Origin of the sequence: Shewanella sp. LZH-2, from assembly GCF_016859145.1 — a bacterium.
Classification (GTDB): domain Bacteria; phylum Pseudomonadota; class Gammaproteobacteria; order Enterobacterales; family Shewanellaceae; genus Shewanella; species Shewanella xiamenensis.
In genome coordinates this window covers 3,419,461-3,437,448 of the sequence record NZ_CP069350.1, presented here as the reverse complement: position 1 = coordinate 3,437,448, position 17,988 = coordinate 3,419,461, and the positions used below count along the sequence as shown (strand labels likewise).

Annotated in this window: 15 protein-coding genes; 11 read left to right on the top strand and 4 right to left on the bottom strand. The window is 46.5% G+C overall.

What is annotated here, in order from left to right; translation table 11 throughout:
- Position 1: 1 nt before the first annotated feature.
- From JM642_RS15130 to deoD, 7 genes are all read left to right on the top strand, one after another.
- Positions 2-766, top strand: coding sequence for a TatD family hydrolase (locus JM642_RS15130; RefSeq protein WP_172587603.1), 765 nt, complete (start codon positions 2-4; stop codon positions 764-766).
- 176 nt (positions 767-942) lie between these two features.
- Positions 943-2,202 carry a NupC/NupG family nucleoside CNT transporter gene (locus JM642_RS15125; protein WP_037415347.1) on the top strand — a complete coding sequence of 420 codons (1,260 nt, stop codon included), beginning with the start codon at positions 943-945 and terminating at the stop codon, positions 2,200-2,202.
- 348 nt (positions 2,203-2,550) lie between these two features.
- On the top strand, positions 2,551-3,390 hold the full coding sequence (locus JM642_RS15120; RefSeq protein ID WP_037415346.1) for an outer membrane protein OmpK: 840 nt from the start codon (positions 2,551-2,553) through the stop codon (positions 3,388-3,390).
- A gap of 411 nt (positions 3,391-3,801) precedes the next feature.
- On the top strand, positions 3,802-4,572 hold the full coding sequence (deoC, locus tag JM642_RS15115; protein ID WP_047535365.1) for a deoxyribose-phosphate aldolase: 771 nt from the start codon (positions 3,802-3,804) through the stop codon (positions 4,570-4,572).
- A gap of 184 nt (positions 4,573-4,756) precedes the next feature.
- A complete protein-coding gene (gene deoA, locus JM642_RS15110) occupies positions 4,757-6,088 on the top strand; it encodes a thymidine phosphorylase (RefSeq protein ID WP_047535367.1) in 1,332 nt (443 codons plus the stop codon).
- Between the two features lie 9 nt (positions 6,089-6,097).
- The gene (locus JM642_RS15105) at positions 6,098-7,312 is read left to right on the top strand and encodes a phosphopentomutase (protein ID WP_069453334.1); all 1,215 of its coding nucleotides are present in this window, start codon (positions 6,098-6,100) and stop codon (positions 7,310-7,312) included.
- A 91-nt stretch (positions 7,313-7,403) separates the two neighbouring features.
- Positions 7,404-8,114 carry a purine-nucleoside phosphorylase gene (gene deoD / locus JM642_RS15100; RefSeq protein ID WP_011621831.1) on the top strand — a complete coding sequence of 237 codons (711 nt, stop codon included), beginning with the start codon at positions 7,404-7,406 and terminating at the stop codon, positions 8,112-8,114.
- Between the two features lie 168 nt (positions 8,115-8,282).
- Here deoD and JM642_RS15095 read toward each other — a convergent pair whose 3' ends face one another.
- Positions 8,283-9,494, bottom strand: a complete 1,212-nt coding sequence (locus tag JM642_RS15095; protein WP_239000451.1) for an AhpA/YtjB family protein — start codon at positions 9,492-9,494, stop codon at positions 8,283-8,285.
- 43 nt (positions 9,495-9,537) lie between these two features.
- Here JM642_RS15095 and serB point away from each other — a divergent pair, with 43 nt between their 5' ends.
- Both serB and JM642_RS15085 read left to right on the top strand, forming a co-directional pair.
- A complete protein-coding gene (gene serB / locus JM642_RS15090; RefSeq protein WP_203432089.1) occupies positions 9,538-10,530 on the top strand; it encodes a phosphoserine phosphatase SerB in 993 nt (330 codons plus the stop codon).
- Positions 10,531-10,634: 104 nt separating this feature from the next.
- Complete coding sequence (locus JM642_RS15085) at positions 10,635-11,621, top strand: alpha/beta hydrolase (protein ID WP_047535378.1); 987 nt, start codon at positions 10,635-10,637, stop codon at positions 11,619-11,621.
- Between the two features lies 1 nt (position 11,622).
- Here JM642_RS15085 and JM642_RS15080 read toward each other — a convergent pair whose 3' ends face one another.
- Positions 11,623-14,001 carry a PilZ domain-containing protein gene (locus JM642_RS15080; protein WP_144345724.1) on the bottom strand — a complete coding sequence of 793 codons (2,379 nt, stop codon included), beginning with the start codon at positions 13,999-14,001 and terminating at the stop codon, positions 11,623-11,625.
- A 102-nt stretch (positions 14,002-14,103) separates the two neighbouring features.
- On the opposite strand from JM642_RS15080, the gene radA reads away from it, so the two are divergent.
- Positions 14,104-15,468, top strand: a complete 1,365-nt coding sequence (radA, locus tag JM642_RS15075) for a DNA repair protein RadA (protein ID WP_037415324.1) — start codon at positions 14,104-14,106, stop codon at positions 15,466-15,468.
- Positions 15,469-15,563: 95 nt separating this feature from the next.
- On the opposite strand, the gene JM642_RS15070 is transcribed toward radA, so the two are convergent.
- A complete protein-coding gene (locus tag JM642_RS15070) occupies positions 15,564-15,956 on the bottom strand; it encodes a PilZ domain-containing protein (RefSeq protein ID WP_086024078.1) in 393 nt (130 codons plus the stop codon).
- A 179-nt stretch (positions 15,957-16,135) separates the two neighbouring features.
- On the opposite strand from JM642_RS15070, the gene torR reads away from it, so the two are divergent.
- The gene (torR, locus tag JM642_RS15065) at positions 16,136-16,846 is read left to right on the top strand and encodes a two-component system response regulator TorR (protein WP_037430273.1); all 711 of its coding nucleotides are present in this window, start codon (positions 16,136-16,138) and stop codon (positions 16,844-16,846) included.
- A gap of 28 nt (positions 16,847-16,874) precedes the next feature.
- Here torR and torT read toward each other — a convergent pair whose 3' ends face one another.
- Positions 16,875-17,942 (bottom strand): TMAO reductase system periplasmic protein TorT, encoded by a 1,068-nt coding sequence (torT, locus tag JM642_RS15060; protein ID WP_203432088.1) that lies wholly within the window; start codon positions 17,940-17,942, stop codon positions 16,875-16,877.
- Positions 17,943-17,988 lie beyond the last annotated feature (46 nt).

Sequence of the window (17,988 nt, the reverse complement as noted above, 5' to 3'; positions counted from 1 at the left end):
GATGCTAGATACTCACGCGCACCTCGATTTTGTCGAGTTTGATAGTGACCGCGATCAAGTCATACAGCGTATGCATCATGCGGGCATCGATAATCTGATTATCCCAGGAGTATCACCACAACACTGGACTAAACAATTGGCCATTGCTGAGCAATACCAGTGTTATTTTGCCTTAGGGATCCACCCTTGGTTTTGCCCGGAAGATGTTGATAAGGCCATCACAGAATTAACATTACAGGTTGCTCAGTTACGAGAATGTCCCCGTTTTGTTGCCATTGGTGAGTGTGGGTTAGACAAACTTTATGCTGACAATTGGAGCAACCAGTTAGCATTTTTTGACGCTCAGTTGGCGCTTGCTTATGAGCAGAATTTGCCCGTTATCGTCCATGCGGTAAAGGCACATCAAGAGGTGCTATTCCATTTAAAGCGCCATAAACTCCCAAAAGCGGGCGTAATACACGCCTTTTCTGGCAGTCCTGATATTGCACTCGAATACACTAAGCTAGGTTTTAAACTAGGCATTGGTGGTTTAGTGATGAATCCGAATGCGAAAAAACTGCTCAAAACTGTCAGTGAATTACCCTTAGAAAGTTTCCTACTTGAGACTGATTCTCCAGCCATGACTCCGCTAAATGTTACAGAAAAACGCAATCAACCCGCTAATGCTGTACTTTTTATAGACAAAATTGCAACTTTGCAAAAAAAATCTAGTGTTCTAATATCAGAACACTTGGTGTCGAATGCAATGCAACTGTTTGACCTTTAGTTGTTTTTGGTTAAACAGGTGTATGTCGCAATAGCATTTTGCTCTAAGCGATTGAAATTAAACTCCAAAATTTTGATCAAAACGACGATTTTCGACTTTCTCTCGGGTATAATCTGACTCGGAAATAGGTTGATTAACAACATAATTAAAAAGTGTTAACAATAGGGTGATGGTTAATGAATATATTGATGAGCTTAGTAGGGGTGGTCGTCCTACTTGCGATAGGTTTCCTCCTATCGAATAACAAAAAAGCAATTAACTTGCGTACTGTGGGTGGGGCATTAGCCATCCAAGCCGCCTTCGGTGGTTTTGTACTGTACGTTCCTGTCGGTAAAGATATCCTGAAAGGTGTATCTGACGCCGTATCTAGCGTTATCGGTTATGCACAAAACGGTATCGGTTTCCTGTTCGGTGATTTAGCTAACTTCAAACTTGGCTTTATCTTCGCGGTAAACGTGTTGCCAGTTATTGTGTTCTTCTCTTCTCTAATCGCCGTTCTGTACTATTTAGGCGTAATGCAGTGGATCATCCGTATCATCGGTGGTGGTCTGCAAAAAGCATTAGGCACAAGCCGTACTGAATCTATGTCTGCGACTGCTAACATCTTCGTTGGTCAAACTGAAGCGCCGTTAGTTGTTCGTCCATTCATTCCTACTATGACTCAATCAGAACTGTTTGCGATCATGGTGGGTGGTTTAGCTTCTATTGCAGGTTCAGTACTGGCTGGTTACGCGCAAATGGGCGTGCCTATTGAGTACTTAGTTGCTGCGTCATTCATGGCGGCACCAGGTGGTCTATTAATGGCTAAACTGATGCACCCAGAAACTGAAGTTGCTAAAAACGACATGGATGAATTACCAGAAGATCCTGATAAGCCAGCTAACGTATTAGACGCTGCTGCTGCGGGTGCTTCATCTGGTATGCATTTAGCGCTGAACGTAGGTGCAATGCTGTTAGCCTTCGTTGGCTTGATCGCTATGATCAACGGCATCATCGGTGGTGTAGGTGGTTGGTTTGGTGTTGAAGGTTTAACACTGGAACTGATCCTTGGCTATGTGTTCATGCCTTTAGCATTCCTTATCGGTGTGCCTTGGAATGAAGCATTAGTTGCTGGTTCTTTCATTGGTCAAAAGATCATTGTTAACGAATTCGTAGCTTACCTGAACTTTGCTCCATACTTAAAAGACATCGCTGATGGCGGTATGGTTGTGGCTGAAACTGGTTTAGCTATGACCGACAGAACCAAAGCGATTGTTTCGTTTGCACTGTGTGGTTTTGCGAACTTGTCTTCTATCGCAATTCTGTTGGGTGGTTTAGGTGCTATGGCTCCTAACCGTCGTCACGATTTAGCTAAAATGGGTATTCGTGCGGTTATCGCAGGCTCGTTAGCTAACTTAATGAGTGCAACAATTGCGGGTCTGTTCTTAGCTATCTAAGCACAGAAACGTTGGGGAGAGATTTCCCACTAACTAGGTCCTGACCATGCAGGGCAGGACCTAAGTTAATTCAACCATTTTCCAGTAGTGATTCCTGTAGTGAATAGTTTCTCCGATTGTATAGGTCAGATTACAACTAAACTTTAGCTGTGATGCTGTCTTACGGTCGTGACGTACGGTTAAGTTAATTAGTCGTAAACAATAAGTCGCGACTTTGTTCACAATTAAGAATTTTGTGTTCGTGATTTTACGCAAGATTATTGAGATTTTTTTTAATCGAGGTAAAATGCGAGCGCCACAAAAAGAACGCTACCCTAGACGGTAGCAACCAAAATAATGGGGTTGATGATGAAAAACGTTAAAACTTTAGCTTTAGCCGCTACAGCAGTAGCAGCAATCTCTGGCAACGCATTTGCTGCAGACCGTACTGACCTTCACGGTTCTGACTACAAGTGGATGCAGTTCAACGCTATGTACTCTATCGGCGAAAAGCCTGATAACCCAGCTACTGGCGACCAACACAACTACTTAGAAATGGAGTTCGGCGGCCGTTCTGGTGTATTCGATCTCTATGGTTATGTTGACGTATTCAACTTAGCAAACCAATCAAGCAGCAACGGTGACAAGAACCCAGGTTCTGGCACTAGTAAACTGTTCATGAAATTTGCTCCACGTGTTTCTATCGATGCATTAACGGGTAAAGATTTATCTTTCGGCCCAGTACAAGAAGTTTACTTCTCTACTCTGTTCAACTGGGATGGTCTGAACGGTGAAGGCGTTAACTCTACTTTCTGGGGTGTTGGTGCTGACGTAAACGTGCCTTGGTTAGGCAAAACAGGTATGAACCTGTACGGTTTCTACGACATGAACGCTAAAGAGTGGAACGGTTACCAATTCTCTGCTAACTGGTTCAAGCCTTTCTACTTCTTCGACAACAAGAGCTTCCTGTCATTCCAAGGTTATATCGATTACCAATTCGGTGCTGACGAAGACAAGACTGCTTTCGTACCAAAAACCTCTAACGGTGGTAACATCTTCTTCGGTCTATACTGGCACTCAGATCGTTACGCTCTGGGCTATGGCCTGAAAGGCTTCAAAGACGTTTACCTGTTAGAAGACGGTGCTGGTGCACTGGCTCTAGAATCAACAGGTTGGTCACACTACCTGTCTGCTACTTACAAGTTTTAATTTCTTGTAAGAGCCGTTGGAGCCGCGATGGCGGCTCCATCTTTTATGTGTCATGAATCTTTATCTAAACCCATTTATAATTTGAGCAGTGCGTTTATATAAAGGTTTGTGTTTTTCTCGCGCTAAAACGGATTTTTCGCGGAAAAGTAGGAACAAGATATTATTCGTCTCCTCTCTTCCGGTCTTCAAGGATTCAAGTCGTGATCACTTATAGTCAATTTAAGTGTCAGGATGCCTAGTTATGTATAGGCAAGATTGAATACCTAATAAATATGTAATTTGCCCTACACAAATTACTCGGCATCGCCTGAAGGCCCGGCCATATAAAAATAATCAAAATAATGCCACCTCTAAGCGTTGCTTATAAGCGACTGATTTCTATTTATTTGTTTTTTCTTTTGGAGAGCTATTATGACTGATTTAAAAAAAGCAGCACAACGCGCCATCGAACTTATGGATTTAACCACCTTAAATGATGACGATACCGATCAGAAGGTGATCGACCTGTGTCACAAAGCTGTGACGCCAGCGGGTAATACTGCTGCCATCTGTATCTATCCTCGCTTCATTCCTATCGCACGTAAGACCCTCGATGAATTGGGCGCCGAAGACATTCAAATCGCGACAGTAACCAACTTCCCACACGGTAACGACGATATCGCTATTGCGGTATTAGAAACCCGTGCAGCGGTTGCCTATGGCGCCGATGAAGTGGATGTGGTATTTCCATACCGCGCGCTGATGGAAGGCAACGAAACAGTCGGCTATGAGTTAGTCAAAGCCTGTAAAGAAGCCTGTGGCGAAGTATTGCTGAAAGTCATCATTGAATCGGGTGTATTAGCCGATCCTGCGCTTATTCGCCGCGCCTCTGAACTGTCTATCGATGCCGGAGCTGATTTTATTAAGACGTCTACCGGTAAAGTGCCAGTCAACGCGACCCTTGAAGCGGCTGAAATCATGCTGACCGTGATCAATGAGAAGAACACCAAAGTAGGCTTTAAGCCTGCTGGCGGCGTACGTGATGCTGCTCAAGCAGCAGAGTTTTTAGGTGTGGCTGAGCGTATTCTCGGTGCGGATTGGGTTTCTCCACGTACCTTTAGATTTGGTGCTTCAAGCTTACTCAACAGCTTGTTACACACATTAGAATTAGCCGATGCGCCTAAGCCGACTCAAGGCTATTAATCGAACATTGCATCTCGATTAATACCAAAATCGTATATCGAAACTAATTAAGTGTGACCTAAATCTAGTTGGAAACATCAAAACTTCGATAGCATGCAATTGTAATATTGCTACAGTTTTGATGTTTCATTGCAAAGCTAAATAACGGATATGTTGTATTAGTATTTAGCTTGGAGGCAGTATCATGTTTCTAGCTCAAGAAATTATACGTAAGAAACGCAATGGGTTAGCCTTAAGTGCCGAAGAGATCCAGTTCTTCGTTAAGGGCATAACCACTAATGCAGTGTCGGAAGGTCAGATCGCCGCATTAGGCATGGCAGTGTATTTTAATGACATGAATATGGATGAAAGAATCGCTTTGACTACGGCAATGCGCGATTCTGGCACTGTACTCAATTGGCAATCACTTGGCCTTAATGGCCCAGTCATCGATAAACACAGTACAGGTGGTGTCGGTGATGTGATTAGTCTTATGCTCGGCCCTATGGCCGCTGCCTGCGGTGGTTATGTGCCGATGATTTCGGGTCGCGGACTCGGACATACAGGCGGTACGCTCGATAAGTTCGACGCTATTCCCGGTTATCAAACCGAACCTTCGAGTGAATTGTTCCGCAAAGTGGTTAAAGACGTTGGTGTGGCGATTATTGGCCAAACTGGCGATCTGGTCCCCGCCGATAAACGTTTCTACTCCATCCGTGACAACACTGCGACCGTCGAATCCATCTCCCTCATTACCGCCTCTATTCTCTCTAAGAAATTAGCTTGTAGTCTCGATGCATTGGCGATGGACGTTAAAGTCGGTAGCGGCGCATTTATGCCAACTTACGAAGCCTCTGAAGAGCTTGCTCGCAGCATTGCGGCGGTAGCCAATGGCGCAGGTACTAAAACGACGGCCTTACTCACCGACATGAACCAAGTATTAGCCTCATGTGCGGGTAATGCGGTTGAAGTGAAAGAAGCCATCGACTTCTTAACCGGTGCTTACCGTAATCCTCGTCTGTACGCTGTGACTATGGGTCTTTGCGCCGAGATGTTACTCCTTGGTGGCTTAGCGACCGATGAAGCGGATGCCCGTGCCAAGTTAAACCGTGTACTCGATAATGGCCGTGCTGCCGAGATCTTTGGCAAGATGGTTTCAGGCCTCGGTGGCCCCGTCGATTTTGTCGAAAATTACAGTAAGTACTTACCGCAATCGCAAATTATTCGCCCTGTCTTTGCGGATACCCAAGGTTATGCCTACAGCATGGATACCCGCGAACTCGGTTTAGCCGTGGTTACCTTAGGTGGTGGTCGTCGCAAACCTGGTGATGCACTCGACTACAGTGTTGGTTTGACGCAAGTCTGTGCCCTTGGCGATAAAATTGATGCTTCTACGCCGATTGCTGTGATCCACGCGCAATCTGAAGAAGCCTTTGCGCAGGCAGAAGAAGCGGTGAAAAAAGCGATTCATATCGATGAAGTCGCTCCAGAAAAAACACCTGAGATCTATGCTTATATTCGAGCTTCGGATCTTTAAGGAAGAATTATGAAACGTACAGTTATAATGATGTTGGATTCCTTTGGCGTGGGCGCTGCTGGTGACGCCGCTAAGTTTGGGGATCTAGGTTCTGACACATTTGGCCATATCGCCAAAGCCTGCGCCGAAGGTAAAGCGGATACTGGTCGTAAAGGCCCATTAGCTCTGCCAAACCTGGCCCGTTTAGGGTTAGCCCATGCCGCGATGGAGAGTACTGGGGCGTTTGCACCAGGCTTTGCGGACAATGTTGAGCTGATTGGTGCCTATGGCCATGCTCAGGAATTAAGTTCGGGTAAAGATACCCCGAGCGGTCACTGGGAAATGGCGGGAGTACCCGTATTATTCGAATGGGGCTATTTTAGCGAGCACCAAAACTCATTCCCTAAAGAGCTGACCGATAAGATTTTGGCCCGTGCGGGACTCGATGGCTTTTTAGGTAACTGCCATGCTTCTGGTACTACTATTCTGGAAGAATTAGGCGAAGAGCACATGCGTTCTGGCAAGCCAATTTTTTACACCTCGGCAGATTCTGTATTCCAGATTGCCTGCCATGAAGGCACATTTGGCTTAGAAAATTTATATCGTCTTTGCGAAATCGCCCGTGAAGAGTTAGAGCCTTATAACATTGGCCGCGTGATTGCGCGTCCATTCGATGGCACTGGCCCAAGCGACTTTGCTCGTACTGGTAACCGTAAGGATTACTCCCTCGAGCCGCCAGCGAAGACAGTATTAGATAAGTTAAAAGCCGCTGGTGGTGAAGTGGTGAGTGTGGGCAAGATTGCCGACATTTACGCTTACTGTGGCATCACCAAAAAGGTGAAGGCAAACGGTTTAGAAGCGTTATTTGATGCAACGTTAGCCGAAGTGAAATCAGCGGGTGAAAATACTATCGTATTCACTAACTTTGTTGATTTTGACTCCCACTATGGCCACCGCCGTGATGTGGCAGGTTATGCTAAAGGGCTCGAGTATTTCGACTCGCGTTTACCTGAAATGCTGGCGCTGCTGGATGAGGACGATCTGTTAATCCTCACCGCTGACCATGGTTGCGACCCAACATGGCAAGGTACGGACCATACTCGTGAATATGTGCCTGTATTGGCCTATGGCGCAGGGCTGAAAGCCGGTTCACTCGGTCGCCGTAACAGTTTCGCCGATATCGGCCAATCTATCGCAAGCTACTTCAAGCTTGAGCCGATGGAATACGGTGAGTCGTTTATCTAAGTAAACGTGCAAGATCTCGATTTGGCGGCCAACATTGGGCCGCCAGTAAACAAAGACTTAAGTCTTAATAAAATAAACAGGGGTTATTTCGATGGCAACACCACACATTAATGCTGTAGAGGGCGCATTCGCTGAGACAGTTCTGTTTCCAGGCGATCCATTACGTGCAAAATATATCGCTGAAACATTCTTAGAAAATGTTGAGCAAGTGACTGACGTTCGAAACATGCTAGGTTTTACCGGTACTTACAAAGGTAAACGTATTTCTGTTATGGGTTCAGGCATGGGTATTCCTTCATGCTCAATCTATGCAACCGAATTAATTAAAGACTACGGCGTTAAGAACCTGATCCGCGTGGGTACTTGTGGCGCGATCAGCACTGACGTTAAAGTGCGCGATGTGATCATCGGCATGGGTGCTTGTACCGATTCGCAAGTTAACCGTTTACGTTTCAAAGGCCAAGATTTCGCAGCTATCGCGAACTACGAGCTGATGAATGCCGTGATCGAGTCTGCCAAAGTGAAAGGCACTAAGATCCGTGTTGGTAACGTTTTCTCTGCCGACCTGTTCTACACTCCTGATCCACAAATGTTTGACGTGATGGAAAAAATGGGCGTGTTAGGCGTAGAGATGGAAGCCGCTGGTTTATACGGTGTTGCCCATGAATTCGGTGCCCGTGCACTGTGTGTGGTAACGGTATCTGACCATATCCGTACTGGCGAAAAAACCACTTCTGATGAGCGTCAAACCACGTTCAACGATATGATCGTGATGACATTAGACGCTGCAATTACGCTGTAATGTGTCGCTAATGCAGTCATAAGAAAAGGGTTCGCATTGCGAACCCTTTTTATTACCCTGTCTTCTTTTAGATTAGCCTGCTAAACCGTGCTGCCAAATGTTCGATGGATAAAATCCTGTAATGCGGCGCAGACCAAAGAAGCCTCCGTTTGACCTGAGACGCTTCAGTTAACCCGTTGAGTCTGTGTCTAAATCGCTCGGTTGAACAGGGACTTTCTCAGCGGAGGATTTCGAGGTATTGGTCTTCACGCGGCGGACCGATTTAACCTTTGGTTTATTCGGTGTGGACACTGAGGTTTGTGGCTCTGTGGCCGACGCAACAGCTTGCGTCGACTGCGTTTTAGACTGATGCATAGTGTTGGATGATGAATCATCCTTTGCTCCTATCTCAGGTGCTGTTTCTGGTTTCAACTCAGTTTTCAGATCAGACACTTGCTCTGGCATTTGCTCAGACTCAGTTTTTGTTTCTGTAATGGCTTTGGCCTTCTTCACTTTAGGCTGAATACTGGCTTGATTACTGTTTTCATCCGGCACTTTAGCGTTTTCTGTGATTTTTCCTAAAGGCAAAGTATCTGTAGTTTGTTTATTTTCTTCGGTTTCTTTATTTTCTGTCGGCTTTTGAGCGGCCTCTGTATCACTCGCGATGACTTCATCCAACTGCTCATCCTGATGACCCGCAGACTTCGATTCCTCAGCCGCTTCAGGGGCTTTTATCGCTTTATTCTTTTTAGGGTTTTTACGCAATTTGGCGCGGGTGCGGCGACGGTCAAAATCGGCGCGTTTAAAAGATAAAGCGCGGGATAACAACATGCCTATTAGGCCTGCAACCAGCAGCATTATTTGTTGCTGCTCCATATTCAGGTTATGCGCTTCTTTGATTTCATTAAAAAATAGTTTGGTATCGAGCCTAACCTCGACATAACCTAAATTCTTGCCATCCTGAGTCACGGGTTCAACATAGGGCGGATATTTGCTCAGTAGCAGACTCATTTCTTCTGATTCGGGATCTAAGGCATCTTTAGTCAGGCTTTGAGCAAAGGCTAAGCGTATTCCTTGATCGCTAAATATTGCAGCCGACATCACCTTAGGATCTTCAACTAGGGCGCTGGCGAGCCACTGGAGTTGCTCATCATTTTGTAATTGTAGGGCGGGCGCGGCGCTATAGGCTGTTTGCTGCACTAGTAATCTGGCCATCTTTTGCGTTTGGGACTTTAGAAGCAGCTGACCTTGTAGTAGGCTTGTTTGCCACAATTGCACTAAGCCGACCATCAAGGTCAAGGCGATGGCGATTTGGAGCAGTCTACTGATTTTATGGCTTTTCTTTAGCCCTTTAAGATATAACACTTTGACCCTTAATAATGAGAGCGCTTGCCTAATCATAATTGATTCTGCGTGAGCCCGATAGCTGGAGAACACGAGTCCTATGGAAAGCTTGAACCAAAATCCGCTGTTTGTATGGTTAGCAGCTAACCCTTTACCTCGTTTTGAATATCAGGGGCTCAGTTTCGAGGCTTATCAGGAATCGTTTACGCGGCCATCCCAAAGTGGATTTGCTATGCGTCTGATTTACGAAGATTTAAGTCTTGAAGACTCTCTTGCGACTTGGATTGTTTCTCTGGCTGAAAGTCTCAAATTAACCACGCTCTCCATCGCACCTATTCGTCGTCAAGTGGCACTGCATTGCGTCGAATTAGCGCTGCCTGTAGAACCCTGTGCCGAATTGTTAGCAACCTGTCCATCTCAGGTAGAGTCACATTTAATTCACGGCCCATTACCTAAACTGAGCGAGCCCGGTTTACTGGTGATGGACATGGATTCTACCGCGATCCAAATTGAATGTATCGATGAACTTGCCGCGATGGCTGGGGTCGGCGAGCAAGTGGCGGCGATCACTGAGCGCGCGATGCAGGGCGAGTTGGATTTTGAGCAGAGTCTGCGCCAAAGGGTTGCCCAGCTTCAGGGCGCCGATGCCAAGATTATTCAAACCTTGTGTGACACTTTGCCATTGATGCCGGGTCTTGAGGCCATGTTGACCGAGCTTAAGTCGCATCATTGGCGCCTCGTTGTGGCTTCAGGAGGCTTCACGCCGTTTGTTGGTCACTTAAAACAGCTGCTGAATTTAGATGCGGCCTTTGCCAATGAATTAGTCATAACGGACGGTCAGCTGGCGGGAGCCGTCACCGGAAAAGTCGTCGATGCCCAGTTTAAGGCCGATGTGGTTAACCGTTGTAGCCAAGAATGGCAAATCCCAGTGGGGCAACGTGTGGCGATAGGTGATGGTGCTAACGATATTCCTATGGTGCAGGCGGCTGACTTTGGGATTGCCTTCCATGCCAAACCCAAACTTGCCGCCGCAGCAGATGCTCGGATCCGTAGTTTGGACCTTAGAGTATTGCCTTATCTGTTGCAGTTTTAATAAGTGACTCAGTCGACTATGTGGTGACATTAGAGTAATGACTCTTGTTTTTTGAGGCTTAACTGGTAGTTTAGTGTTCATTAATGGACTACCAGTGACTGACTTTGACTTCAACTCCAGATGAGCATTCTGCTCAAACACTTTCACAAACCTCCCTCTATCTTCCTTATCGGGATGGACAGTTACACCTGCGCCAGTTGTTGCCTATTACTGCTGATTTTTCTAAACCGCCGATCCTGATGTTGCATGGCGCTATGTCAAATGGCCGAGTTTTTTACAGCCAGAGCGGTCGTGGTTTGGGATGTTTTCTTGCTAAGGCGGGTTTTGTGGTTTATGTGCTCGATACCGCTGGACGAGGATTAAGTTTACCAAAAATCAGTCGAGATTTTACCTTAGGACAAGGTGAGGTGATCCGTGAGCAATTGCCATTAGTACAGCAGTCTATTTTGAATATTCATAATCAGGCCTGTCAGGAACAGGGGAAAATATCCCCCTCACGTGTGCATTGGTGCGCCCATTCCTGGGGCGGAGTGTTGATGGCGAGCGCCTTAGCGCGTTACCCTGAACTGCAGCAAAGTGTGCGTTCACTACTCACCTTCGGCAGTAAACGCACTATTTGCGTCAAATCTTTCAAAAAATGGTTGATGGTCGATGTGTTTTGGAATCGCCTTGCCCCAAGTTTAGCGGTTGGGCAGGGATATCTCGCCGCCGATAAACTGCGTGTCGGTATGGATAACGAGAGCCGGGCGTCATTGAATCAAAGTATCGATTGGGTGCGAGGTGAGTGGCGCGATCACGATGACGGTTTTGATTATGCCAAGGCGGCGAAGGTAGCCAACTGGCCCGTCGCTTGGTTTATAGCGGGGCAAAACGATACTGTGCTTGGGCATCCTGAAGATGTCGCCGATATGGTCTCTGAGTGTGGCTTTCGCCAAGTGAAATTCACTTTGCTCTCAAAGGCGAACGGCTTTAAACACGACTATGGCCATGCGGATATGCTGACTCATCTGGATGCGATGAGTGACCATTTTCCGCTGATCCGCGATTGGTATTTAGGCTTTGAACTCGCGGTATTAAAAGACGAGGAATAAGTTAGGCCTGTTTATGTAACACTGGGTATCTTAATTCCACTTCTTGGGTGATATCCAGCAATTCACCTACACCGATAATACGCCAGAGCTGATCTTCAAGTTGTTTTGCCCTGTGATTTGCATGGATATTGATATATTCCAATTCGCGGCGCAAATACCCCATATCTGGTTTTTCGGTGGCTCCTCGGTAAATTCGCAGTGCCATAAAACGTCCGGCCAATTTACTTTGGGTGATAAACGCGACTTTAGCTTGAGCATCACCGACTTCAATAGCGGGTATACATTTTAAATGGAATCGGCCGCGGGACTGACGCGTCAGTTGAATAAAGACTTCAATAAAATCCATATCCTGCTGGGGTTTCATTTGGCGGATGGGGTCGAGAATATCCCGTTTAAAAAAGCCATCCTTGAGCAACGGAGCGAGGTTATATTGCAACGTATCTGAAGAACCCGCGGCAAAAATATCACTAATTTCATCATGTTCAGTACTGACGCCTAAGCAAGCCACTTGTGCTGATTTAGTCGTTTTTTCAACGAAGTAGGGTACAGAATGGAGTTCGCGTAATAGGATATTTTTAAGTCCATCAGCAAGCTCGTTTGCTTCACTATTATTTTCAGTGAGTTGTTCTAGCTTTTCTTTATTGTGGGCGATTAATTTGTTTAAAAACTCGACACCGACATGGGGCGTATGGCCCATGACAGCGGCTAAATGTAACGTGACGCCATTCTTACGGGTTCGAACTAAGCGGTAGGGTAAATTCTCGAGTTGAGTTTTGCCGGCAATGGTTTGCAGTTTAGGTAAACTGATCATTAAGGGTTTATTGGTTACAAACGCCGTGGGATTGTCGAGTGTGAGCTGCATGCCACGACCTGAGATATCTAAGGTGATTCCTGTTGCTTTTAGGCCACCCTGCGAGACATTGACTAAGGTTTTAAAGGCGAAACGCGCTTCCTGCCGCCGTTCACTAAATTGCATTGCAATCGGTTTGATTTGGTGGGTGCTGAGCCGTTGCTGGCCGAAAGCTTTTAGGGCATTGGCATTGCTATCATCCTGCCAAGCTTTATAGGTCGCTCTTTCATCCTCATTGGTCAGATCGATAAGTTGCAGCATATGGCTGAACTGGGCTAATTGTTGCTCCACCAGCGGGCTGTATTTAGCTTCATCCCCTGGCAAGGTCGCTCGGCGATAGCCTTTAGCATGGTAAATTTTATCTGGAACCAGTTTAAAAATACGCCAGCTTGGTTTGGTTGAAGCAAAACCTAAAAACAATGATACCAAGCCCTTAACTTTTAATTCGGCTAAGGTTGCCGAATAAAAATACAAGCAGCCTTGGGCGTTGTAGGTAAACGTAAAAAATAACCCATAGTCAGGATTTTCGGGATGGCTAAGTAGCGCAGAAAGCCGTGCTGATGTCAGCATTGCTGGTAACTGGCTGATATCGTTCTCATCTTGAAAATAATGCACTATCTGCTGATTATCTCGACTCAGCAGCATATGGCTAATTGATTGGGTTTGTTGATTCAAAAATAACGGTAAATGTGGCAAATGCGGCAGATAATGACGCTCGAATCCAAGGCCGGATGCGGTTACTAATACGTCATTAACATCGAGTTTATAACGGAGTTTATAGCCTCGAATCAAATTGCCCAGCATTTCGCCTAGCGCATCAGTGCCACCAATACGCTTCAATCTTAACCAAATAAATTCACCATTAGTTTGGCTATCAACAATGTGGTAATCGACTCCAAGTTGTAGATCGGGGTAATAATATTCTTCACTTAGCTCGAGAAGCTTTACCTTTAGCGGTTTATCGAGGTCAAAAGGATGATTCGCCGCCAAGCGAATGCGCGCACCACCAATGGATAAATCAACGGTGATCCCCGGCATTTCAGGTCTGCCAGGTTGGGAAACGGCAATGCGGATACTGTAATTCATCCGCTCTTCAGTGCGATTAAAATAACTGCCGAGTACAACGCCTGGCACCATAAAGGGTTCGAGTTCGACGGTATCGCTTTGTTGTGTCACCTGGCGTAATTTTTGTCGTCGAAGTTGATGGGCGGCGATGACGTATTCATATACGCCTAAAGTGTATTTGTTACGGTATAAGGACATGGCCTCTTGCAGGCTATGTTTAGCTGGCTCATCGAGAAAATGGCGCTGCTGACCCAGCATGACTTCACTACAGGGCAACTCTGACTTATCCCTAAGGTCAATAATCCGCGTGCAGGGCGAAGCTAAACGATTCAACTCCATTTTTAATAAAAAACGGGTGGAATTGTTTTCATCGACAGTCAGCTGCTGGAAAATCTCCTGGAAGTTAGGTTCCATGAGCAGCGGCTTGAGTTGTTCTATGAGTGCACTATGGTTATCTAAACTCATGTAGTGGTCTTTTCTAATGCTGATTTTATGCGTGCTGTGTTAGTCTAATGTCGGCAGTATTCACAGTTACTTAAATTGATTTTATACAGATTTTAATAAGTTATGGCAAAGAATAAAACCGCGTACGTGTGCAATGAGTGTGGACAGGATTTTCCCCGTTGGCAAGGGCAATGCAGTGCTTGTCACGAGTGGAATACGATAACTGAAGTGCGCTTAGGTGCTGCCTCGCCCGGACGGGGGACTCAGTTTGCCGGTTACGCTGGTGCAGGCAGTAGCGAAGTCAAAACCTTAGACCAAATTGATCTCAATGCTTTGCCACGTATAGTGAGCCACTTTGGTGAACTCGACCGGGTACTTGGAGGCGGCATTGTGCCTGGATCGGCGATTTTGATTGGCGGTCATCCCGGAGCTGGTAAGAGTACTTTGCTGCTTCAGACCTTATGCCATTTAGCCGAGCAAATGCCCGCGCTTTATGTTACTGGGGAAGAATCGCTCCAGCAGGTGGCGATGCGGGCCCATCGTCTTGGCTTACCGACCAATAAACTGAGGATGTTATCCGAAACCAGTGTGGAGTTGATCTGCGAAGTCGCCCTGAAAGAATCACCAAAAGTCATCGTTGTCGACTCTATTCAAGTTATGCATATGAGCGATGTAGCGTCGAGTCCCGGCAGCGTGTCGCAGGTACGTGAATCAGCCTCCTATCTAACCCGTTTCGCCAAGCAAAATGGCATTGCTGTTATTATGGTGGGTCATGTCACCAAAGATGGCAGCCTCGCCGGGCCAAAAGTGCTCGAGCACTGTATCGATTGCTCGGTGATGTTTGAAGGGGATAGCGACAGTCGTTATCGCACTTTGCGCTCCCACAAGAACCGCTTCGGGGCGATCAACGAGCTGGGCGTATTTGCCATGACGGAACGTGGCCTGAAGGAAGTGGCTAATCCATCAGCAATTTTCCTCTCCCGCGGCGAGGAAGAATCCTCGGGCTCCTTGGTTATGGTGGTGTGGGAAGGTACGCGCCCGTTACTGGTTGAACTGCAAGTGCTTGTGGATAATTCTGCCATGTCCAATCCGCGCCGCGTGGCAGTGGGGATGGATGCAAACCGTTTGGCCATGTTGCTTGCGGTGATGCATCGCCACGGTGGCTTACAAATGTCGGATCAGGACGTGTTTGTGAACGTGGTCGGCGGGGTTAAAGTAACCGAAACCAGTGCCGACTTAACCCTGCTACTGGCTATGGTATCGAGTTTTCGTGGCGATATTTTACCGAGTGATTTAGTGGTGTTTGGTGAAGTGGGCTTATCTGGCGAAATTCGACCTGTGCCAAATGGGCAAGAACGTTTAGTCGAAGCCGCTAAGCATGGTTTTAAACGAGCAATAGTACCTCGAGCGAACGTGCCGAAAAAACCGCCAGTGGGAATGGAAGTGGTGGGCGTTTCCAAGCTATCAGAAGCCCTTGAAGCAATCTAATCTAAAAAACAAACAGCGCCTTAAGCGCTGTTTGTTTTTTCTCGGGAGTCAAGCCCGTACCCAATCACTATCCGTGCAATCACTATCCGTGGTGTTTAATCGGCGGAATGATGTTTTTCGACAAAGAGCGCCAATTCACGGTTCAGAATTGAGGCATCGCCTAAGTTAAGCTCAACGATGCGTTTGAGGTGGCTTATACTGTCGACATCGATAATGTTACATTTAAGCCCTAGTTGGTGATTACGTTGATGCACCAACTCAGTTTCCATTTGCAGCTCAATATCCGAGCCCTGCAGAGTAAAGTTAAGGATGATAGGCTCATCTGAATGGCTAAATCCTGCGGGTTCTTCCACTAAAGCGCCATTTAGGCTGAGATCCAATATTGAGGTTTGCCATTGCTTTTCGCCTTGGTGTATTGACGCACTTGCGGCAAAGAGGATCCGTGAAAAATGTCGTCTTTCATCAATCACTAATTCTTTATCTTTCATAGTTTGTTAGCGCCCACACCAATCAATATGCCTAAGCATATGTCATATTGAGGAGAGTGTAAAAGCTCGGCAGATTTTTGTGCAATAAAGTAATGCAGATCGCATATTTTATCTTTCCTTCATATGCAAATATGAAAAAGTATGAATAATTCAGTTAAGCAAAATAAGAGAAGTAAAACATGGCCTATAGTGTGCTCGTTGTCGATGATGAAGCAGTTATTCGTGCGCGATTGAAGGGATACTTTGAAAAGGAAGGTTATCGTGTGATTGAGGCTGCCGATGGCGAGCAAATGTGGTACGAGTTTAATCGTCAACATATCGATTTAATTATGTTAGATATTAACCTGCCTGGGGTCGATGGCTTAAGTTTAACCCGCGAGTTACGCAGCCGCTCCCATGTGGGGATTATCTTAGTCTCTGGCCGTGATGAATCGATTGATAAAATCGTTGGCCTGGAGATGGGCGCCGATGATTATGTGACTAAGCCCTTCGAACTGCGGGAACTATTGGTTAGGGTAAAAAACCTGCTTTGGCGGATTTCTTTGGTAAAACAAGCCGAACAGGCGCTGGTGCAGGAATTATCACAGCCCGATGATTTGATAAGTTTTGAAGGCTATCAGCTTGAATTAAATAGTCGTAAGCTGCGGCAAGGGGAGGAGCTTATCAAGCTCACTAAGGCCGAATTTGAGTTATTAACCGCCTTTGCTTTGCATCCGCAGCAGGTACTTTCTCGCGAGCGCTTAATGCAGCAAACCAGTCATCGCAATCATGATGTGAATGACAGAACCATAGATGTCATTATCCGCCGCCTACGTAATAAGCTCAATCCTGAGCTCTTTGTCACTGTCCATGGTGAGGGGTATTTATTTGCCGCTAAGGTGGATGACTGATCTCTAACTTAGATCTTGTGTTAAGCGCTCAAGGGCGCACTTGATACAAGGGATAAAAATCCGCTTCGGCAAGGCTAAAGCCAAGTGCCGACAGGGTATTTTTTGAGGTGGTGCGCTCAACGATAGCTGGACCTATATCGCCAAAAGGCGCGGCGCCTTCGAGCTGTTTTACCGTAACATCGATGGCGAGTTTGCCCTGCAACACGACCAAATCATCATTGCTGTAGACCACTTTTTGCCGCATCAAGCCGCGCAGAATCGCGGGAGATAAGTAACTGCTCACCAGCTTGATATCTTGCGTCAGCTGTTTTTGTTTGAGGGTGCTAACGGCGGCTTCTATCGCCACCGCACTACCTAGAATATAGTTAGGCTGCTGGGCTTTTAGCAGTATCTGTAATTGATCGCGGTAGAGATTGCGATTGTTATCGGCGTGCTGAATCGCACTGATGCTAACATTGCTCCCTTCAAGCGCATGACGAATCCCTTGCTCGACTAAATCGGTGCCGCCGAGGTTTTCAGGGCCGGCTAAGAGGGCCAAGGTGGTCGGCTGGGTTGGCGTATGTGCCTTGGCATCCGCCTTAATAAAATGGCCCGCGCTTAGCCCCATTTGATACCAGTTAACGCCGATATGGGTCTGCACTTGGTCTGAATTGAGTTTATTCACTAGGGCGAGCACGGGTTTGGTTAGCGGCTCGGAAAACTGTTCGAGCAGATTAGGGCTCACTGCGCCGAGTAAAATTGCGTCGTAGTCACCGCTCATGCAGGTGCGTAACTGTTCGAGTTGCTTATCCTGATGGTAGTAGCTGCCCGCTTCGAACAGATCTAAAGATACGCCAAGGAATTTGGCATGTTGGATTAGGCCATAATCTATGCCAATCCAATAAGCGTCCTTCAGGTGAGGGACGAGGACACATAGACGCCAAGCTTGTTGGGCTTTAGTGAGAGGATGATAATCAAGCGCCTGCGCCTGCTGAATTTTGGCATTAAAGGGATGGCGTTGCTCTAATGGCCAATTTTGGCTGTTGGCATTGGCAGGCGATAAACATAACAGGCCAAAAGTGGTGAGTGTGAGCAAAGCTTGCCAAAATTTTCCCATTGTCTCGTATCATCCACAGTGATCATTTCGAAGGCATTGTAACAGA